The following is a 19,869-nucleotide window of genomic DNA, read 5'->3' as shown; positions in this document are numbered from 1 at the left end:
GATTTATGAAAGCCTGGGTGATCACGGAAGCGGGCCGCATGGCCGTCACGGAAAAGCCGATGCCGCGGCCGGCGCGCGGCGAAGTGCTGCTGCAGGTGAAGCGCATCGGCTATTGCGGCAGCGACCTGAACACGTTCCGCGGCTACAATCCGCTCGTGACCTATCCGCGCGTGCCGGGACACGAGATCGCGGCGGTGATTGCCGAGGTGGCGGACGATGTGCCGGCGCAATTCAACGTCGGGCTCGAGACGACGGTGGTGCCTTACACGACGTGCGGCGTGTGTCCGTCGTGCCGGCGCGGGCGGGTGAACGCGTGCCGCAGCAACCAGACGCTCGGCGTGCAGCGCGACGGCGCGCTCGCGGAGTTCATCGCGGTGCCGTGGCAGAAGCTCGTGCGCTCGGAAAAACTCTCGTTGCGCGACCACGCGCTGGTGGAGCCGCTGAGCGTGGGCTTTCACGCGGTGCGGCGCGGTGAAGTCGCGGCGGGCGACACGGTGCTGGTGTTCGGCTGCGGCATGATCGGGCTCGGCGCGATCAGCGGCGCGGCGTTGCTGCGCGGAGCGCGCGTGATCGCGGTGGACGTCGACGACACGAAGCTCGCGTTGGCCCGGAAGGCCGGCGCGGCGGAGACGATCAATTCGCGCACGGAAAACCTGCACGAGCGCCTGCAAGCGCTCACCAACGGCGACGGGCCGGACGTGGCGATCGAGGCGGTCGGTTTGCCGGCGACGTTCCGCGCGGCGGTGGACGAAGTGGCGTTCGCCGGGCGCGTGGTCTACATCGGCTATGCGAAGGAAGCGGTGAGCTACGAGACGAAGTTTTTCGTGATGAAGGAGCTCGATATTCGCGGCTCGCGCAACGCGACGGCGGAGGATTTCGCCGACGTGGTGCGCGTGCTGGAGTCGGAACGTTATCCGGTGGCGGAGACGATCACGCAGACAGTGCCCTTCGCGCAGGCGGGCGACGCGCTCGGTGCGTGGTCGGCCGACCCGTCGCGCGTGACCAAGATTCACGTCGAACTCTGACGCGCGCGCCGTTTCTCTCCCGTCGTCTTCATCGCGTTTACCCCATGCTGAAAACCGGAATCCTCAATCCCGCGCTCAACTCGCTGCTGAGTCGCGTGCGGCACACGAACACGTTGGTCATCGCGGATCGCGGCTTTCCGTTTTGGCCGATGATCGAGACGGTCGACCTCGCGCTGGTCGACGACTTGCCGACGGTGTTGCAGGTGCTCGCGGCGCTGCGGCCGAATTTTCAGATCGGGCGGGCGTGGATGGCACGCGAGTTTGCTCAGCACAACAGCCTGGCGACGCGCGCGAAGTTCGAGCGCGCGCTGGCGGGCGTCGAGCTGCGGCACGAACCGCATGTGGCGTTCAAGCGCCGCGTGCCGCGTGCGATCGGTCTGATCCGCACCGGCGACACGACGCAGTATGCGAACGTGATTCTCGAGAGCGCGTGAGGCGCGCACCCCCCTTTCCCCAAATGACAAACCCCGTCACCCCCACCGCTGCTTCCCCGAAGAAGCCCGGTCTCTTCGTCATGCCGGACGGCCGCAATCGCGCCGTCACGTTCGCGTTGGTCAGCTCGCTGTTCCTGTTGTGGGGCTTCTGCAACGGGATGATCGACGTCATGGACAAGCATTTCCAGGAGGAGCTGCACCTGACGCTCGCGCAGTCGGCTTGGGTGCAGTTCGCGCACTACCTCGGCTACTTTCTCATGGCGCTGCCGGCGGGCTGGATCGCGACGCGGCTCGGCTACAAGGGCGGCATCATCTTCGGCCTGCTGCTCGTGGCGCTCGGCGGCTTTTGGTTCATCCCGGCGACGAAGATCGCGATGTTCTGGGCGTTCCTGCTCGGCGTTTGCTTGATCGCGGCGGGCCTGACGTTCCTCGAGACGGTGGCGAATCCCTACACGACGGTGCTCGGGCCGCCGGAGTTCGCCGCAGCGCGCATCAATCTCGCGCAGTCGTGCAACGGCATCGGTTGGATCCTCGGGCCGATCGCGGGGGGCATGTTTTTCTACGGCACGGACGCGGCGGGGAAGAGCACCGGTTCGCAAACGCTGTGGATTCCTTACGTGGCGGTGGCGGTGCTCGTGCTGGTGCTCGTTGCGGTGTTCAAGGCGGCGGATCTGCCGGACGTGCAATCGGAGGACGTCTATCACTTGGATGACGGTCGCGGGGAAGGGAAGGCGTCGATCTGGACGCACCCGCACTTCGTTTTCGCGGTGGTGGCGCAGTTCGCCTACGTCGCGGCGCAGTCGGGCATCTTCAGCTTTTTCATCAACTACATGACGTCCCAGACGCCGGCGATTCCGGCGGATTGGCAGACTGGCGTGATGGCGAAGTGGATTCAGGTCGGCGCGGATGGACGGGCGATCCTGAGCAATCAGGGCGCGGCGTTCCTGGCCTCCGTGGGCTTCTTTTGCTTCCTCGCTGGACGTTTCAGCGGTGCGGCGATCCTGAAGAAATTCTCCGCACCGACCGTCCTCGGACTCTACGGACTGATCAACGTCGTGGCGTGCGGCCTCGTGGCGTTGAAGCTCGGCTGGCTCTCGGTGGTGTGCGTGTTCGCGAGCTATTTCTTCATGTCGATCATGTTCCCGACGATCTTCGCGCTCGGCATTCACGGGCTCGGGTCGCGGGCGAAGCAGGCCTCGGCGTTCATCGTCATGGCGATCATGGGTGGCGCGATCGTCCCGAAGCTCATGGGCGCGGTCGGTGATCACTACGGGATGTCGATCGCGTTTCTCGTCCCGTTGGCGTGCTTCGCGGTCGTCATGGCCTACGGCTTCGGCTGGAAACGCCTCAGCCGGCAAACGGCCTGAGCGCGCGGCGGGCCAGAAGAGGCTCGCCGCCGCCCCGGCGCTTTGCCACGAAAGCCGCTGCTGCGCCCGGGTGGCGGAATGGTAGACGCAGGGGACTTAAAATCCCCTTTCCGCAAGGAAGTGCGGGTTCGAGTCCCGCCCCGGGCACTCTGTTTTCGCGCCGGGAAAGGCCTTGCGCCCTGCGTTGGGCGTCGGCACACGTGGCATCCCACGAATGAAAATCGGCTTCCTCGGTGGCTCCTTCGACCCCGTCCATTTCGGCCACTTGATCGCCGCGCAGGACGTGTTGGAGCAATTTCATCTCGACCGGCTGCTGCTCGTCCCGGCGGCGCAGGCGCCGTTGAAGCCGAGCGACGTGCAGTCCACTGCCGACGACCGCCTGGAGATGCTGCGGGCCGCGACGGAGTGGGATCATCGCGTGGAGATTTCCGACTACGAACTGCGCAAGGGCGGCATCAGCTACACGATCGACTCGGTGCGGCACTTCCGGGCGATGTTCCCCAACGACCAGCTCTACTGGATCATCGGCGGCGACCAGCTGCCGTTGCTGCACAAGTGGAAGGACATCGGCGAACTGGCCAAGATGATCGAATTCATCTTCCTCGAGCGCCCGAAGCATCCGGCGAAGCCGCACCCGGAGATTCCCGGCCTGGTCTTGCACCGCTGCGACGGCCACTTGATCGAGATCAGCTCGAGCGAGCTGCGGGCGCGGGTTTCGCGCGGACTGTCGCTGCACTATTTTTGCCCACAAAAAGTCATCGCCTACATCGAGGCGAACCGGCTTTATCGCTGACGCCGCAATGACCACCCGCAAGCCGACGAAGAAAAAAACCGCCGCCAAGAAACCGGCGGCCCCGCGCAAACCGAAGACGAAGAGCCCCACGCCGCGCGCGCCCAAAGCCGCCGCGCCGAAGCCGGCTTCCTACCCGCGCCTCCTGTCGCTCGTGGTCCAGGCGCTCGACGCCAAGAAGACCGAGAACCTGCAGGTCCTGCACGTGGGCGAACTTTCCAGCATCACCGACTACCTCGTCGTCGGCACCGCGACCTCCGATCCGCACCTGCGCGCCCTGCGCGTCGAGCTCGAGAAGGTCATCGACGGCGAAGGCGCGAAGATCCTCGGCATCGACACGGGCCGCGGCAGCGGCTGGACGGTCGTCGACGCGTTCGACGTGATGGTGCACCTTTTCACGCCCGAGAATCGCGAGAAGTATCGCCTCGAGCTGTTGTGGCGCGACGCGCAACCGGTGCCGGTGGAAGCGCTGCTTTAACGCGCGCGGAAGTTTACAGTTCCATTGCAGGGTTTGCCCTTGAGAGCCCTGTGTGCGGGCAGTTTGCTCGGCGGCCTCGCAAGAGCCGCTAATCATAGCCCCACACAACAATGAAAACCCCGAATCGCTCGAACCAGGGTTTCACCCTCGTCGAAATCATGATCGTCGTCGTCATCATCGGCCTTCTGGCTGCGATGGCGATCCCGGCGTTCCAGAAAGTCCGCGCTTCGTCCCAGGACAAGGCCGTCACGAACAATCTCCGCCAGCTCTCGGCCGCGGCTGATCAATACTTCCTCGAGAAGGGCTACAGCACGGTTCTGTCCGACGACCTCGTCGGCACGAACAGCACCCAATACATCAAGGCGGTCGCCCCGGCGGCCAACGAAAGCTACCCGGGTGGGCTCACGCAGGGCGTGGCGCTCACCGCGACGGGTATCGCCGGGCAGCGCACCGTCACCTACAGCAACTGAGCACGCCGCTCGTTCACTCCCTACCAGACCGCTCCTTTCCGGGGCGGTCTTTTTTACGTCCGCGTTATAACCCTCATTAGGTTTGCCCTTGTTTCAGGGGCTGCTTTTCGGCCTAATCGCGGCGTCTCTCGCTCTGCGGGAGGCGAATAATAATCCAAACCATACCCATGAATACCCAGAATCGCTCCACCAAGGGCTTCACCCTCGTCGAAATCATGATCGTCGTCGTCATCATCGGCCTCCTGGCCGCGATGGCCATCCCGGCGTTCCAGAAGGTCCGCGCTTCGTCCCAAGACAAGGCCGTGACGAACAATCTCCGCCAGCTCTCCGCGGCGGCCGACCAATACTTCCTGGAAAAGGGCTATAGCACCGTCTCGTCGGCTGACCTCGTCGGCACGAACAGCACGCAATACATCAAGAACATCGCTGCGGCGGCCAACGAAACCTATCCGACCGGTGTCACGCAGGGCGTGGCGCTCACCGCGACGGGCATCGCCGGCCAGCGCACGGTCACCTACAGCAACTAAACCGCTGTTTTAAGGTTCCTGAATTGCAAGCCGTCCATTTTTCGTGGACGGCTTTTTCATGCCCGTGCTAAAGCTCGCGTTGCGCAACAAGCTCGTCTGGCTGCTGCTCGGTTTGGGTGTCGCCGCGCTCGTCGTCGGGCGCTTCGCGCTCACGGAGCTGCAGGCCATCACCCTCGTCGCCAAGGGCGGCTACTGGGTGATGCTCGCCGCGTTCCTGCTGTTCGCCGCGGCGGTCTGGCGCCTTGTTCGCCGCGGCTGGGCCGATTGGCGGCCGGGCCGCGCCGACGCCGGCGCCCTCGCGCTCGTGCTCGGTTGCAGCGTGCTTTGGTCGGCGCACGAAAAACACGGCTTCAAGATCCTTGCCGACGAGGTGCTGCTCCTCGGCACGTCGATGGGCATCCACTACGACCGCGAGATCGGCTATCCCGCCCGCGCCAGCGACGCGACCGGTCCGCTGCTGCTCAGCCTCAAGGTCGTCGACAAACGCCCGTTCTTCTTCCCGTTCGTCGTCGCGCTCGTCCACGACTTGACCGGTTACCGGCCGACGAATCCGTTCTGGGTCAACACCGTGCTCGGCGCGGTTTTCCTCGGACTCGTCTACGTGCTCGGCTGGCAACTCGCGCGCACGCGTTGGGCGGGCGCGTTGCTCGTGCTCCTGTTCGCCGGCCTGCCGTTGGCCGCGCAACAATCCGCCGGCGGCGGCTTCGAGCTGCTCAATCTCGTGATGATCGCCACCGTGCTGCTCGCCGCGCGACGTTACGCGCGCGAGCCTGACACGGACTCGCTGGAACTGCTCTGCCTTTCCGCCGTGCTGCTCGCGCTCACGCGCTACGAGTCGGTGATCTTCATTTTTCCCGTCGCCGCACTCGTGCTCTGGGGTTGGTGGCGCGCCGGACGCGTGATCCTCAGCTGGCCCGTCGTCGCCACACCGGTCTTCCTGCTGCCCTACGTGCTCCAGAACCGCGTGTTCGCCGCGAATCCGGCCACGTGGGAACTCGGCAGCATCAAGGGCGCCGACGCCGTCTTCGCGCTCCACTACGTGCCGGACAATCTCGGCCACGCGCTCGCTTTCTTCTTCGATCGCTCCGGCTATCAGGCCAACTCGATCACCTTCGCGGCGCTCGGCCTCGTCGCGCTGCCGTTCCTGCTGCTGCTCGTCGCCCGCACGCTGCGCCAATCGCCCGATGCCGCGACCGACGCGGCGGATGTCGGCAGCGCGTTCGTCGTGCTCGGCTTGTTCGGGATCACGGCGCTGTTGATGACTTATTTCTGGGGTCAGTTCGATCATCCGGTCATCCGCCGCCTGAGCTTGCCCGTGCACCTCCTGTTCGGGATCGCCATCGTCGTGGTCGGGGCGAGCTTCCTGCGTTCGGTTCGAGGCTGGCAACTCGCGGTCGCGGGCGCCGTCGCCGCGCTCGTCCTGCAGGGCCTGCCGATGATGGCGCAACGCGCCTACGAATGGGACTACACGCCGGGCATCGAGATGGCGTGGCGCGAGGAGTTCCTCAAAAAATTCCCGGCGCGCGACTACCTGTTCATCGATCAGGACTCCACTTTCTGGATCACGCAGCGCATGCCCTCCACGCCCATCAAGCAGGCCGGTGAGCGCAAGGAGGGCCTCGCGTTCCATCTCCACAATCACAGCTTCTCCGCGATGTATGTGTTCCAGCGCTTCACGGTGAATGCGGACACCGGCGCGCTCACGATCGACGCGGCCGACGACCTCGGCCCCGACTTCGAACTCGAGCCGGTCGTCGAGAAGCGCATCGCCACGCTCCACCTTGCGCGCATCAGCCGCATCGTCGCGATCAGGGACAAGGGCGCCGTCGTCGCCCGCGCCGGCCTCGCGCCCGTCGCGCCGGGTCCCGCGCGCACCGCCGAGGAACTCGAAAAGGCCAAGGCGCAATACCTCGAAAAGTGGATCAAGCAACTGCCGTGAACCCCGCGCGCGCGTCCGGCTGGCGTGAACGCTTGCCGCGCCTCGGCGGCGACGAGGGCGGCCGCTTGCCGGTGCGCCTGCTGTTGTTCGGCGCCGTGGCGGTCGCGGCGGTCTACGTCGGCTTCGTCGCTCCGAGCGTCGCCGAGGCCGGCCGACTCGTGCAGCGCTATGGCTACTACACGATGGCGGCGACGTTCGCGTGGGCCGTGCTCGCGTGGGCGCGCGTCGTGCCGGCGTGGTGGACCTCCCGCCCGCAGCTCACGCGCCGGGAATTGCTCACGCTGGTCGGCGCGATCGCTGGGCTGACGCTGATCGCCGCCCTCACGACGCCCTACACCTACAAGGTCCTCTACGACGAGTTCGTGCTCCAAGCCACCGCGCGCAACCTCCACGAGATCCGCGAAGTCGGCGCGATCACGCGCGGCTACGAGATCGAGGGCGTGTTTCGCGGCGTCAGCTCCTACCTCGATAAGCGTCCGATCTTCTTCACGTTCCTCGTCTCGCTGCTGCACGACCTCACCGGCTACCGCGAGGGCAACGCCTTCGCCCTGAACACCGCGTTGATGCCGGCGATCCTCGCGCTGGTTTATCTCCTGGCCCGCCGCTTCGTCGCGCATGCGGCGGCGTGCGTCGCGGTCGTGAGCTTCGGGGCGTTCTCGCTGCTCGCCTACAACGCGACCGGCGCCGGCATGGAGATGGTCAACCTTGCGATGCTGCTCCTCGCCGTGTTGCTCGGCGCGCTCTATCTCGACGCGCCCGACGAGCCGCGGCTCGCTGCGCTGCTCCTCAGCGTGATCCTGCTCGCGCAATCGCGCTACGAGTCCGCGCTCTACATCGCGCCGACCGCGCTGATCGTGCTCGAAGGCTGGCGCCGTGCCGGGCGTCTCATCCTGCCGCCCGCGGCCATCCTCGCGCCGGCCCTGCTCGTGCCCTACGCGCTGCACAACGTTTTCCTCTCCGGCACGCCGTCGCTGTGGGAATTGCGTGAAGGCGAGGAGCACCGCTTCGCGCTGCACTACGCGAAGAACAATTTCCCGCACGCGTTCGGTTTCCTGTTCAACTTCTCCGGCTTGATGCTGAATTCCTGGTGGCTCGCCGTGGCTGGAATTCCGGCGCTGCTGTGGGCAGCGTTCCGTCTGGTGCGCGGGTGGCGTGGCTGGGCGGTCGCGCCGGCGCCGACGGTTTCCCTCGTGATTTTCGGCGGCGCCATCTGCGGCGGGCTCACGCTGCTCATGTTCTATTACTGGGGCGAGCTGGACGATCCGATCGTCTCGCGCCTCAGCCTGCCGTTCTGCGCGCTGCTCGCGCTGGCGCTCGCTTGGGCCGCCGGCAACCTGCCCGTGCGTTGGCGCGGTGTCGGCGTCACGGTCGGCGTGCTTGGCGCGCTCGTGGCGTATGCGGGCACCGGATTGCGCGCGAACGCGATGCACTGGCAGCTCAATGTGCTGATGCGCGAGATCGAATGGGAGGCGGAGACGATCGACGCGCTGCCGCCCGCGCGCCGCCTCATCATCACCAACAAGTCATCGCTCCTCTGGGTCGCGCGCGAGACGGCGGCGGTGCAGATCCCGCGTGCGCGCTGGCGCGACGCGCAGGTGAAATTCCACCTCGATCACCACACCTTCGACGAAGTGATCGTCTGCCAGGGCTTCCGGGCGGTCGGGCCCGACGGCGGTTTCCAGATCGATCCGCTGGATCGCCTGCCGGAGTCCTTCGTGCTCGAACCGGTCGTCGAGCGCCGCTGGGGCGGGCGTATCGCGCGGCTGAGCCGCGTCGTGCAAATTCGGCTCGCACCACCCGCGCCGCGCCTTGAGATGGGGCCCGTTTTGCCATGACGCCATCCGCTCCCTCCACCGGTTCGCTGCAGTCGCATTTCGACTGGGTTGCCACCCACGACGCGACGGCGCGTTCCGTGCAAAGCGGTTTCCACGCGCAACTTCGCGGCCATTTCCAGCACCACATAGCCGAGGGTGAGAGCGTGCTCGAACTCGGCTGCGGCGCGGGCGACCTGCTCGCGGCTCTGCGCCCGGCGCGGGGTCTCGGTGTGGATTTCAGCGCCGCGATGATCGAAAAGGCCAAGGCCCGGCATGGCGATCAACCGGGTCTCGAATTTCGCGTGCTGGATGTCAGTGCGGCGGAGTGGACGGAGAAATTCGACCACATCGTGCTCGATTACCTCACGGGCTATCTTCCGGATATCCAGCAGGTGCTCGAAAAGCTCCGCGCCGCCGCGCACGCGCGCACGCGCCTGCACCTCACCTCGCTGAATACCCCGTGGCTGGCGCCCCTCCGGGTCGCCACCGCCGTGGGCACGGTCATGCCGCAGCCGCCCAGCGCCTGGCTCGCGCACGGCGACCTCATCAACCTGCTCGAACTCGCCGGGTGGGAAGTCGTCCGCTTCGAACGGCTGCAACTGCTCCCGTTCAACGTCCCGTTGCTCTCCGGTTTCTTCAACCGCACGGTCGTGCGCCTGCCGTTCTTCCGGCATTTCGGCATCACGCTCGCGCTCACGGCGCGGCCGCGCGTCGCCCCGCGGATCGAGGGCGAGATTTCCTGTTCCGTCATCGTGCCGGCGCGCAACGAGTCGGGCAACATTCGCGCGGCGCTCGAGCGCATCCCGACGCTCGGCGCACGCACGGAGGTCATCTTCGTCGAGGGCCATAGCAAGGAGGGCACCTGGGCCGCGATCCAACGCGAGTGCGCCGCCTACCGCGGCCCGCACGCGGTCCGCTTCATCCAGCAACCGGGCAAGGGCAAGTGGGACGCGGTGCACGCGGGTTTCGCGATCGCGCGGGGCGACGTGCTCGTGATCCAGGACGCCGATCTGACGGCGCCGCCGGAGGAGTTGCCGAAGTTCTACGCCGCCATCGCAAGCGGCGCCGCGGAGTTCGCGAATGGCAGCCGACTGGTGTATCCGATGGAGGACCACGCGATGCGTTTTCTGAATTTCCTCGGCAACAAATTCTTCGCCCTGTCGCTCTCGTTCGTGCTCGGTCAGCCGGTGAAGGACAGCCTGTGCGGCACCAAGATGCTGCTCCGTTCCGACTACGAGCGCGTGTTGCGCCGCATCGCGCCGTTCGGCGATTTCGATCCGTTCGGTGATTTCAATCTCCTGTTCGGCTCGTCGCTGCTCGACTTGCGCATTCGCGACGTGCCGGTGCGCTACAAGGACCGCACCTACGGCGAGACGAACATCTCGCGTTTCCGCCACGGCGCGCTGCTGTTCCGCATGACGTGGTTCGGGCTGTGGAAACTGCGCTGTCATCCGTCCGTCGCGACGGCGCGCCCGCCGCGCGCATGAGCGTCGATCGTCAACGCTGGCGCTGGAGCGTCGCGAGTGCGCTGACGCTCGTGACTGTTTTCCTGCTCCTCGTGCTGAATGAGTCGTGGTGGGAGCGCATAGGCGTTTTTCACATGCGCCCGTATTTTGCCGACACGGTCGCGATCCTCGCCGCCGGCGAGGCGCAGCGCGCGGGACTCGACGTCTATCAACCCAATCCGTTCGACCCGTTGGGGCGTCCGCACGTCTATGGTCCGGCCTGGCTTGCCATCGCAGGGCTCGGCCTCATGACTGAAGACGCGTGGTGGTTGGGCGCGCTGCTCGCGCTGACGACGGTCGGGGTGGCGCTGTGGCTGTTGGCGCCGCGCAATCTCGCGGATGCGCTTGGCGTATGCCTGCTGATTCTCTCGCCGCCGGTGCTGCTCGGCCTCGAACGCGGCAACAACGACCTTGTGGTCTTCCTGCTGCTCGCGCTGGCCGCGGTGTGCCTTGCGCGGCCGTCGACGCTGGGCGGCTTTGCGGGCACGGGGGTGCTCGTTCTCGCCGGTGTGCTGAAGTTTTATCCTTTGGCGGCCCTTGCCACCGTGTTGGCGCGACGCGAGCGTGTGGTGCGGCTGGTCTGGATCGTCGCCGGTGCGCTCGCGCTCTTCGGTGCTCTGTGGTGGGTGCAGCGCGTGGAGTTCTTTCGCGTGCTGGCGATCACACCGCGGCCGGACTCGATCTACGCGTATGGCATACGCATTCTATCCGTCGCGTGGGCGCACGAAGGAGAGGGGCGGCTTTGGTTCGTTGCTGGGGTGGCGCTCGGCGGTCTGGGGGCGGCGGCAGCGTTGTGGCGCGGACGCGCTGCGATCGCCCGCTCGATTCCAGACGAGGGTCTGCTGGCCGCAGCGGCCGTCGCGGGCGGGACGAGCTGGTTGTTCTGCTTCCTGGCGAACAACAATTACTCCTACCGCGCCATCCTTTGGCTGCTCGTGGTGCCCGCGTGGCTCGCGTTGGCGCGCAGTGCCGAGGCGGCACCCCGCGCACTCGGTCGCGGTCTCTGCCGGTTGCTGCTGGTGGCGCTGTGGGCGTTCATGCCGAAATCCTTCACGATCGAGCTCCTTCGCGCCGACGGCGGCGTCTCGCTCGAACGTTGGCGTTGGGTGTTGCTCTCCTCGGGGATCGAGCAGGCGCTGATCCTCGTGTTAAGCACCGTGCTCATGGTCGCGCTCGTGGCCTGGGCTTGGCGACGTGGACGGACCCTCCTTCAGCTTGGTTGATTTGTCGCAATTCTGGGGACTGCTTCCGGCACTTGTGTTTGCCGCGTTGGCGCGCGAGCGCGCGGCGAGAGGTCGTGTCGCTGCGGAAGCGTTGCTCGAAGCCGCCGCATTGTTTGCGGGAGGAGTGTGGGTGATCACGAACTGCCTCGGTGCGTTCGGCCTCGTGCGTCCTGATGCGTTGCGCCTCGTCTGGCTGCTCGCAGGTGTCGGCGCGCTAGTGTCGCTCTGGCGTATGCGCGCTCCGCGGGTGGCGTGGCCGCGGCCGCGCGGAGCGACGGAAGGGCTGGTTGCGCTCGCGGCGGGCGGGCTGCTGGCGTTGACGCTGGCGCGCGCGCTGCTCGCGCCGCCAAACACGGTCGATGTGCTGAATTACCACCTGCCGCGCCAGTTGATGTGGCTGCAGCAGGGCAGTCTCGAACCGTTCCTCACCCTCAACGATCGGCAGAACATGATGCCGCCGCTGGCGGAGGTGCTCGGTCTGCAATTTCTCGCCCTCACCGGTGGCGATCGCTGGGCGAACCTGCCGCAATGGAGCGCCTACGGCGGGGTGGCCATCGGTCTTGCGTTACTGGTGCGCCGGCTCGGCGGCTCGCGCGGCGCGGCGACGGTGGCGGCTCTGCTCGGTCTGTTGTTGCCGATGGCGTATCACGAGGCGAGCAACGCCAAGAACGACCTGCTGGCGGCATTTTGGACGGTCGTCGGTGCGGTCGAGCTCGCACGGTGGCGGACGGTGGAGTTCGTTGCGACGCGCCGCGCGGCACTGCGGCTGGCACTGCCCTTCGTGCTCGCCTGGCTCACGAAGAGCACGGCGATGCTGTTCGTGCCGCCGCTGTTGATCGCAGGCTTGTGGCCGTGGTTGCGTCGCGCGGTGTGGTCGGAGCGCGCACGTGTGTTGCTGCCGGCCGCGTTGTTCACCCTGATGATGATCGCCCCATTTCACGCGCGCAATCTCGCGTGGTATGGCTCTGCGCTCGGATCGCGCAGAGCGGATGGCGGTGGACGCGAGGCCACAGAGGCGTTCGGTCCGCGGTTGTTCGCTTCGAACGTGCTGCGCCAAGCTTCGCTGCATGTCGTGCTGCCGGTGCCGGCGTGGAACGAGCGCTGGCTGGCGGGCGTGCGGACGGTCCATCGGTGGCTCGGTGTCGACACTAACGACCCGCGCACGACGTTGTGGATTCTGACTTTCGACGCGCCCTATTCACCAAGCGACGAGACGATTGCGGGCGCGCCGGTGCACTTCGTGCTCGGACTACCGATCCTCCTCGTCGTCGCGGCCGGCTGGCGCGCGGGTGGCGCGCGCGATCGCGTGCGGTGGCTGGCGACGGCGGTGCTGGCGGGCGCGGCGTTGTTTTGCGTGAGTCTGAAATGGCAGCCCTGGGCGACACGGCTGGAGCAGCCGCTCTTTCTTCTTGGCACCGCTGTCGCCGTGGTGGCGGTCGAGATGGGGATGCGCCGTTGGGCGCGACCGGTCGCGTGCGGAACCGTCGTCCTGGCGGGCGTGGCGTGGTGGCCCGGCGCCGATACGGTTGGGCGCACGTTGTGGCGATCGCCGCGGATCACCGAAATGCCGCGCGACGTGAATTACTACCGCATGCTGCCGCGGCTCGCGTTTCGCGATCGGGCGTTCGTCGACTTGATCGCGCGCAGCGGTGCGCGGCGGATTTGGCTGCAGAACGTGCACGATCTCGCGTATCCGCTGATGCGCCGATTGCAGGCGCGCATGCCGGACCTGACATTCGTCGGCGCGACAGCTGATGCGTTCGGACGCGTGGAGGCGATCGTGACGCTCTCGCTGGGCGTTGCGATGCCGCTCTACGGAGAATTCGCGGGCCGCAGCGACTGGCGCCTAGTAGGCGCGGGTCCTGGTGACGGGATCTATTTGCCCGCAACGCGAGTTTGGGAACTCGGATGGGAGCGAAACATGCCGGACTTCGCCGGCTGGACCAAGCACATCGGGTTGACGCCAGCGGAGCACGACCTACCGGGTGGCGGTCGCCTGTCGGTGCGCACAATTCCAAGTGGTCACGCGCAGCTGTTCTACGAATCGCGCGGACAGCCGATGCGCCTGCGCGTCACTGCGCGACGCCTTGCTGCGGTGTCGGATCGCTGGTCGTTTTCGGTCGATGCGCTGGGAGCAGACGTCGTCGTCGATTGTGAAGGTTCCGGGGTGAAGGAAATCGAACTACCGTTGCCGAGTGAGCCAGGCGCCCATGTGATCGGTCTGCGTCTGTCCCCCGGTGTGGCGCAGGACACCGTTTTCACTCGCGTGCAAGTGATCGATCTGCCGCAGCCGTCTCTCGGTCGTCGATTGTAAGCTGCGAGGATCCGGGCGCGGCCAACGCGGCCTGAATTTCGGAAGCAGATAGGCGGTAGATCAGGACGGTGTTCGCCACGATCGCGTCGGGCGCGCGACGCTCCAGGTAGCGACACAGCCGGCCGAAGCGGAGTTGCTCGAGGCGCGCGAGTTCCAGTTTCCGCTCGAGGTCGCCGAGCGGGCGGGCGTCGGGGCCCTGCCATTCGGCGCCGGGCTTGGTCTGCTGCTCGACCAGCCAGCGCGTGAGGCGGCGATACTCGGTTTCGTAGCCGTCGGACCACGGCCCGCGCACTGACGTGTAGACGCGGTGCAGCATCGTCGCGCTGATGCAGTAGAGCCCGGGCTCCAGCGCGGGCAGGACCGGCCGCGACGGCGCGTGATCGAAATAGCCGTCGCCGATCCGCGTGGCGTGGATGCCGAGACGAGCCGGCTCGTCCGAACCGAAATAAGAGAGATACACGCGCGCGTCGCCGGCGTTGGCCGCCAGCCAGCGGCGCAGATCAGGCAGGTTTTGGCCCCAATCGAGCGAGCTATCGACGAGGAAACGATGCCCGCCACTCGGCCCGCCCGCGAGTGCGTTGAAGAACGTCAGGTAGTGCGGCCGCACCGCCACCGAGTCGGCGATCTGCCACGCGAGCAGCACCAGCGCCACGGCGCCCCAGCGCTGAACGGCGAGCCCGGCGACCGCGCCGCAAAAAACATAAAGCAGCGGATAGAGCGGCAACAGGTGTCGATGGCCGATGTTCAGATGGCTGAAAATCGCAGCGACCCAGTAGACGACCGCCAGCACGGCGAGCGGAGCGAGCCGATACGCGACGCGCCGGCGCCGGCCGTGCCGGACCCACGCGAGCCATGCCAGAACGACGAGCACGAGCGCCGGCAGCGTCGTTTTCAGTAGGAACGCGGCCGGAAAAAACTCCACCCAGCCGCGCTCTCGAAATTCCCCGGAAAAATAGGCTAGCCGGTGCCGCGAGAAGCGATCGACGAAGGCGAGCCCGTAGAGATACGCCTCGGGCAGCACACGGTGATCGCGCCCCCAGTGCACGGCGTGTTGCACGATTCCCGCTCGCAATTGCACCTCGTCGCGCGCGGTCGCGCCGTCGGCCATCACGGAGCCGCTGCGCCGCGCTTGCTCGATCAGCACTTCCGACCACGGCATCGCGAAGTGCGCTTCACTGCCGTCCGGCGCGGCCGAGTAGCGGAATCCGTAGCCCGCCCAAATCCCCAGCCACGTAACGAGGGCGACCACGACGATGGCGCCACCCAGCGCTGCCGCGCGCGTGGCGCCGCGAAAATGCCAGCCGCGCGAGCCGATAGCCGCGGGCAGATCCGCGCGTTGCGCTAACCGCAGCGCGGCGAGCGCAACGACGATGGGCGCGAGCAACACGGCGGAGTATTTCGAGAGCGACAGGAAAGTCGTCGCAAGCGCGGCGGCAGCGAGCCGAGCCGGTGTCACGCGATGCAAAAGCCGCCACCACGCGAGCAGCGCCGCGGTGAAGCCGAGCGCGGCCGCGAGGTCCGACGTGGCGAGCGAGCCGTGCGCGAGGAGGTGCGGACAAAACGCGCCGAGCACGAGCGTCACCAGTCCGCCGCGTTCGCCCCAGAGCGAGGCCGACCATCGCCACATGAGCGCCAGCAGGAGGACGCCGAGACCGACTGTCACCAGCCGGGCCGGAAACACGATCCGGTTGGCGTCCACGCCCGCGTCAAAAAGGTATTCGCGAGCGATGCCCCATACGTCGGCCCTCTCCAACGTCGGGCCACTCGGCGCGGGAAACGGCATGCCGGCCAGTTGCGCGGGCAGGCCTTCGAGTCGTTGCGGAAGCAGTCCGTTCTCCGGTTGGAGGCGATAGTCGCCGGTCAGCCAGTAGGCGCGCCCGGCGGCAACGTGCGCCGGTTCGTCGAACGTGATGCCTATCCGCCGCGCGGCGTCGCCCGCCATCACCGCGAAGGCCGCGAGTGCGAGCATGGCGGGCAGGAGGGACCGGCGAAACGTCATGCGTCTCGGAGCTTGGAGCGGGGCAGGCATTCGTCAACCTAGCGGCCGTGAACTCCTCCGAATACGAGAACCTCGCGCGCGTCGAAGCGGAGCATTGGTATTACGCCGGCAAGCGCGAGCTGGTGCGGCGCTGGATCGCGCAGGCGAGGCCGATGCGGCCGGACGATACGCTGCTCGATTGCGGCGCGGGCACGGGGCGTTTCGCGAAGGAGATGGAAGCGCACTGCCGCGTGCTCGTGCTCGACGATCACGAGGAGGCGCTGCGGCTCCTGCGCGCGCAGTTCCGCGCCGAACAGGTGTTGAGCCTCGCCGGCGACCGCGTGCCATTGCCGGACGCGTCGCTCGAATACGTCACGGCACTCGACGTGCTGGAGCACGTGCCGGACGATCAGGCGGTCGTCGACGGTTTCGCGCGACTGCTGAAACCCGGCGGCCTCGCCGTCATCACTGTGCCGGCGAGCATGGCGCTGTGGAGCGATTGGGACGAGGTGTTGCATCACTTCCGGCGCTACGCGCGACCGCAGTTGCGCGGGCTGTTCCGCGAGCGCGATTGGGAGCTCGTCTACGTGAACTACACGAACGTCTTCGCGTATCCGGCGGTGTGGCTGTTGCGGCGCTGGCGGAAGTGGTTTCCGGCGGCGAAGGACGCGCCGCGGGCCGAGGACCACGTGCCGTCGGCGTTCGCAAACAAGGTGCTGCGCGCGCTCTTCGTCGCGCCGGCGACGTGGCGGCTACCGTTTCCGTTCGGTGTGAGCTTAATCTTGGTGGCGCGTCGGCGGGCTCCGTAGGGGCGCAGTCTTGCTGCGCCCCTACATTGGAAACGGCGCTTTAGCGGCGGAATGGCACGCGTTCGAGCGTGCGGCCCTCGGCGTCGAGCACGCGCAGCTCGAGATCGTCGACCGAGGGGAGCTTCAGCGGCGGGATCGAAAATGACATCCGGCACAACCGTCCGGGCAACGTCGCGTCCGCGAACGGTCGCGACGGCGCGGCGGCGGTGCCGTCATCATTGAGAAGCTCCACACTCGCTCGCGCGCCATCGATTTCGCCGCGACCGACCAGCCGCGGTTCGCCATTTGTCCAAAGTTCCCACGTGGCAGCGCGGCCGGCACGATCGGTAATGAGTTCGATCTGCCAGCCGCAACCGCTTGATTCGGCGTCGCGGTGTGCGGTGCCCACGGGCGCGATCGTTCGCCCTCGGCGCACCCAGAACACGTAGGTGTCGATCCGGAACGCCGGCGTGAAATTCCTCACGAGGAAACGGTTCAGTTCCCCCTGTGGTGCGAAGCCTTGAGCAATGAGGTGGTTGAGCACGTATTCCTGACCGATGACCACCGCGCGCGGATCGGCGGCGAGGCGCATTTGAATTTCCTTCTGCTGCTCCTCACTCAGAAGCGTCGACCACAGTGTGACGTTCGCAGCCGTCGGAGTGGGGTGCCCGGTCCAAAGATTAAAGCTGAACATCCCGGGGTGGCTGAAAAGCAGATCGCCGTGCAGAACGACATTACGGCTCATCGCCTGCAGCGCTTGCGCGATGTTCGGCGGTAGGGCGAGTCGCTCTGCGCCGGGCAGATCGAGCGGCGCGGAGACTTTTTTGTAGAACCATCCGGTCCGGGCCAGCACGACGCACGGAACAAGCGTCACGCCGCATACAACGAGAGCGACCGCACGGGCGCGCACGGGTGCATTCGGGAACAAAATCGAGATCGCTTCATGGGCACCGATCACGAGCAACGGTGCGCCGAGCAGCGAGCCCCAGGCGACCTGGCTGCCGGCCACGGGGAACGCGTGCAGCGTTTGCCACACAAACAGCCAGCCGAGCCACAAGCGCGCTCTCGCTGTCGGGGTCTTTTCGCCCTGGAGCGGCCACGCGAACAACCAGGCGAGCGCGGTGCCGCAGTAGAATAGATAACGGCTCACCGACTGGTGCATGACGTCGATGCCCACGCCGGCGATGGCAACGACCATGATCAGTCGAACCCACGCGATCGCGAGGACTGTGCGCCGCGGTAATACGGGCTGCGAGGCCAGCCAGGCCGCCACCGCCAGTCCAACGAGGCCGACGCACGCCGCCGGCAGAGCGGCACGCGGTGCGAACGAGTAGGCGCCGGTCTGCTTGAAAGGGGCGATTGCCACGCCATGCACGAGATCGGCGAGAGCCGTGCCTCGCGCAAGCACCGCCGCGCCGACGGTGAGTGCGACTGCCACCGCCGAAGCGACGAACACGCCCCAATCGCGCACCGACGTGTCAGAGCGTGTGTCGCGCCGCAGCAGAAGCGCGACTGCGGCCGATCCGCTGGCGAACATCAGCGCGAACCCCGCATAGTGGCTGTCGGACAGCTTCTCGCGCATCAATAACAGCGGCGATATCACGCAGCCGAGCAGCACGACTGAGCCGAGCTGCCGGCGTGTCTTTTCGGTCCAAGGACCGTGCAACACGAGCCAACTGCCGCTCGCGATGAACAGGAAGACTCCGACATTCACTTTGGTCAGCAGCATCGCCGCGCCGATGGCACCGCAAGCGATCGCAAGCCGACGGGGGCGTTGGCGCAGGAGCGCGTCGCAACCGCACCACGCCGCGACGGCCGAAAGAAAGGCCAGCGGGCCGCCGGGGTGGATCGGCTCGCTGCTCATTGCGAATAGCGCGGCGAACGCCAGCGCCGTCGCCGCGAGGCGTGCGATGGTGCTGCGCGTGAGCATCGCCGCCATCGAGCCGGCGAGGAATGCGGTGCCGCACCACAGCGCGAGCGTGATCCAGCGGGCATTTTCGTTGGTGAACGCGAGGCCGGTCAGGCGGTGCGCGGCGTCGTAGGCGGCGAAGAAGGCCGGACCGTATTGGCTGTAGACGCGCGTGTAGAGACCGCCGAGTTCGACGTAGTTTTTCAGCGACCAGAGCACGTAGCCCTCGTCGTCGTAGACCATGAACTGCGTGAAGAGCAGCCAGCACGCGGGCACCGCGAGCAACGCGGTCAGGAGCGCGCCGAGGGGCCAGCTCAGGTGTTGTCGGTTCAAGTGCGGTCGCGGCGTTTGACGATGTAGTTCGGCCGGCGCTTCACCTCGTCGTAGACGCGGCCGAGATACTCGCCGAGGATGCCGATGCCGATCAGTTGCACGCCGCCGATGAAAAGCACGAGCGTCACGAGCGTCGTGAAACCGGTTTGCGCGATTTCGATGCCAAGCAGGCGCCGTGCGACGAAGAAGAGGCCGACGGCGAAGCCGATGCCGGCGATGAAGACGCCCGCGTAGGTGAGCAGGCGCAGCGGCAGGTAGGAAAAGCTGAAGACGCCATCGAATGCGTAGCGCGCGAGACGGCGGAAGGTTTGTTGCGGCTGGCCGGCCGCGCGGTCTTGCCGGTCATAGACGATGTCCGCGGTCGTGAAGCCGACCCACGAACGCAGGCCCGGAAAGAAACGGTGCCGCTCGGGCAAGTTAAGCAAGGCGTCGACCGCCGCCCGGTCGAGCAGACTGAACGTGCCGGTGTTGGGCTCGATCGGGAAATCGGCGATGCGGTTGAAGACGGAATGAAACACGTCCATGCCCACGCGCCGCAGGCCGGTTTCCTGGCGGGAGCGGCGGACGGCGCGGACGACCTCGGCGCCTTTGCGCCAGCGGGCGAGCATCTCGTGCACGAGTTCGGGCGGGTCTTGGAGGTCGGCGTCCATCGTGACGATGACGTCGCCCTGTGCGGACGAGAGGCCGGCGGCGAGTGCGGCTTGGAAGCCGAAGTTGCGGCTGAGGCGGATCAGCACGAAGCGCGAATCGCGCGTCGCTTGGGCCTCGATGAGCGCGGCGGAGTCGTCGCGACTGCCGTCATCGACGAGCACGGCCTGCCAGCGCACGGACGGGTCAGCGGCGAAGACGGCGGTGAGACGGGCGAACAACGTCGGGAGCACGGCCGATTCGTTGAAGATGGGCAGCACGACGCTGACGAGGGGCAATTCGACGGAATCGGGCATGGAGAGGAGATGCGGATGCGCGCGGGACACA

Annotated in this window: 15 protein-coding genes, 1 tRNA gene and 1 pseudogene; 14 read left to right on the top strand and 3 right to left on the bottom strand. The window is 66.8% G+C overall.

The genetic code is table 11. The features are described from left to right. Positions 1–5 precede the first annotated feature (5 nt). The 13 genes and pseudogenes from HZA32_21330 to HZA32_21270 all read left to right on the top strand — a co-directional run bounded on the left by HZA32_21330 (position 6) and on the right by HZA32_21270 (position 13,886). Positions 6–1,025, top strand: coding sequence for a zinc-binding alcohol dehydrogenase family protein (locus HZA32_21330; protein MBI5426626.1), 1,020 nt, complete (start codon positions 6–8; stop codon positions 1,023–1,025). A 44-nt stretch (positions 1,026–1,069) separates the two neighbouring features. Next, the gene (rbsD, locus tag HZA32_21325; protein ID MBI5426625.1) at positions 1,070–1,459 is read left to right on the top strand and encodes a D-ribose pyranase; all 390 of its coding nucleotides are present in this window, start codon (positions 1,070–1,072) and stop codon (positions 1,457–1,459) included. Between the two features lie 23 nt (positions 1,460–1,482). Continuing rightward, on the top strand, positions 1,483–2,826 hold the full coding sequence (locus tag HZA32_21320; GenBank protein ID MBI5426624.1) for a sugar MFS transporter: 1,344 nt from the start codon (positions 1,483–1,485) through the stop codon (positions 2,824–2,826). 64 nt (positions 2,827–2,890) lie between these two features. Beyond that, a tRNA-Leu gene (locus tag HZA32_21315) sits at positions 2,891–2,973 on the top strand. A 67-nt stretch (positions 2,974–3,040) separates the two neighbouring features. Then, a pseudogene (gene nadD, locus HZA32_21310) lies at positions 3,041–3,608 on the top strand (nicotinate (nicotinamide) nucleotide adenylyltransferase). Positions 3,609–3,626: 18 nt separating this feature from the next. Beyond that, complete coding sequence (rsfS, locus tag HZA32_21305) at positions 3,627–4,094, top strand: ribosome silencing factor (GenBank protein ID MBI5426623.1); 468 nt, start codon at positions 3,627–3,629, stop codon at positions 4,092–4,094. 110 nt (positions 4,095–4,204) lie between these two features. Continuing rightward, positions 4,205–4,564 carry a prepilin-type N-terminal cleavage/methylation domain-containing protein gene (locus HZA32_21300; GenBank protein MBI5426622.1) on the top strand — a complete coding sequence of 120 codons (360 nt, stop codon included), beginning with the start codon at positions 4,205–4,207 and terminating at the stop codon, positions 4,562–4,564. A gap of 167 nt (positions 4,565–4,731) precedes the next feature. After that, positions 4,732–5,091, top strand: coding sequence for a prepilin-type N-terminal cleavage/methylation domain-containing protein (locus HZA32_21295; protein MBI5426621.1), 360 nt, complete (start codon positions 4,732–4,734; stop codon positions 5,089–5,091). 58 nt (positions 5,092–5,149) lie between these two features. Next, positions 5,150–7,030 carry a glycosyltransferase family 39 protein gene (locus HZA32_21290; protein ID MBI5426620.1) on the top strand — a complete coding sequence of 627 codons (1,881 nt, stop codon included), beginning with the start codon at positions 5,150–5,152 and terminating at the stop codon, positions 7,028–7,030. Beyond that, a complete protein-coding gene (locus HZA32_21285) occupies positions 7,009–8,865 on the top strand; it encodes a glycosyltransferase family 39 protein (protein ID MBI5426619.1) in 1,857 nt (618 codons plus the stop codon). Before HZA32_21290 ends, HZA32_21285 begins: the two co-directional genes overlap by 22 nt. Further along, positions 8,862–10,331 (top strand): glycosyltransferase, encoded by a 1,470-nt coding sequence (locus HZA32_21280; protein MBI5426618.1) that lies wholly within the window; start codon positions 8,862–8,864, stop codon positions 10,329–10,331. The genes HZA32_21285 and HZA32_21280 overlap by 4 nt, the downstream gene beginning before the upstream one ends. Before the next feature lie 50 nt (positions 10,332–10,381). Then, on the top strand, positions 10,382–11,572 hold the full coding sequence (locus HZA32_21275; protein MBI5426617.1) for a DUF2029 domain-containing protein: 1,191 nt from the start codon (positions 10,382–10,384) through the stop codon (positions 11,570–11,572). After that, the gene (locus HZA32_21270; protein MBI5426616.1) at positions 11,544–13,886 is read left to right on the top strand and encodes a hypothetical protein; all 2,343 of its coding nucleotides are present in this window, start codon (positions 11,544–11,546) and stop codon (positions 13,884–13,886) included. The genes HZA32_21275 and HZA32_21270 overlap by 29 nt, the downstream gene beginning before the upstream one ends. Here HZA32_21270 and HZA32_21265 read toward each other — a convergent pair. Beyond that, positions 13,831–15,885 (bottom strand): glycosyltransferase family 39 protein, encoded by a 2,055-nt coding sequence (locus tag HZA32_21265; GenBank protein ID MBI5426615.1) that lies wholly within the window; start codon positions 15,883–15,885, stop codon positions 13,831–13,833. The genes HZA32_21270 and HZA32_21265 overlap by 56 nt on opposite strands. A 47-nt stretch (positions 15,886–15,932) precedes the next feature. Between HZA32_21265 and HZA32_21260 the strand changes: the two genes are divergently transcribed. Then, positions 15,933–16,673: a class I SAM-dependent methyltransferase gene (locus HZA32_21260; protein MBI5426614.1), complete on the top strand. Its 741-nt coding sequence runs from the start codon at positions 15,933–15,935 to the stop codon at positions 16,671–16,673. Positions 16,674–16,713: 40 nt separating this feature from the next. Here HZA32_21260 and HZA32_21255 read toward each other — a convergent pair whose 3' ends face one another. Together HZA32_21255 and HZA32_21250 are read right to left on the bottom strand one after the other, a co-directional pair. Beyond that, positions 16,714–18,894: a glycosyltransferase family 39 protein gene (locus HZA32_21255; protein MBI5426613.1), complete on the bottom strand. Its 2,181-nt coding sequence runs from the start codon at positions 18,892–18,894 to the stop codon at positions 16,714–16,716. Further along, positions 18,891–19,838, bottom strand: coding sequence for a glycosyltransferase family 2 protein (locus HZA32_21250; protein MBI5426612.1), 948 nt, complete (start codon positions 19,836–19,838; stop codon positions 18,891–18,893). Before HZA32_21250 ends, HZA32_21255 begins: the two co-directional genes overlap by 4 nt. Positions 19,839–19,869: the final 31 nt, after the last annotated feature.

The sequence above is a fragment of the Opitutia bacterium genome (genome assembly GCA_016217545.1).
In the GTDB taxonomy this organism is placed as follows: domain Bacteria; phylum Verrucomicrobiota; class Verrucomicrobiia; order Opitutales; family Opitutaceae; genus Didemnitutus.
Note: the sequence above shows the minus strand (reverse complement) of the source record. Positions and strands in the feature narration are given on the sequence as shown.

Bases quoted from the DNA above. Each gene is read 5' to 3' on its own strand.
- HZA32_21330 (MBI5426626.1), top strand. From the start codon at position 6: ATGAAAGCCTGGGTGATCACGGAAGCGGGCCGCATGGCCGTCACGGAA.
- rbsD (MBI5426625.1), top strand. From the start codon at position 1,070: ATGCTGAAAACCGGAATCCTCAATCCCGCGCTCAACTCGCTGCTGAGT.
- HZA32_21320 (MBI5426624.1), top strand. From the start codon at position 1,483: ATGACAAACCCCGTCACCCCCACCGCTGCTTCCCCGAAGAAGCCCGGT.
- rsfS (MBI5426623.1), top strand. From the start codon at position 3,627: ATGACCACCCGCAAGCCGACGAAGAAAAAAACCGCCGCCAAGAAACCG.
- HZA32_21300 (MBI5426622.1), top strand. From the start codon at position 4,205: ATGAAAACCCCGAATCGCTCGAACCAGGGTTTCACCCTCGTCGAAATC.
- HZA32_21295 (MBI5426621.1), top strand. From the start codon at position 4,732: ATGAATACCCAGAATCGCTCCACCAAGGGCTTCACCCTCGTCGAAATC.
- HZA32_21290 (MBI5426620.1), top strand. From the start codon at position 5,150: ATGCCCGTGCTAAAGCTCGCGTTGCGCAACAAGCTCGTCTGGCTGCTG.
- HZA32_21280 (MBI5426618.1), top strand. From the start codon at position 8,862: ATGACGCCATCCGCTCCCTCCACCGGTTCGCTGCAGTCGCATTTCGAC.
- HZA32_21265 (MBI5426615.1), bottom strand. From the start codon at position 15,885: ATGACGTTTCGCCGGTCCCTCCTGCCCGCCATGCTCGCACTCGCGGCC.
- HZA32_21250 (MBI5426612.1), bottom strand. From the start codon at position 19,838: ATGCCCGATTCCGTCGAATTGCCCCTCGTCAGCGTCGTGCTGCCCATC.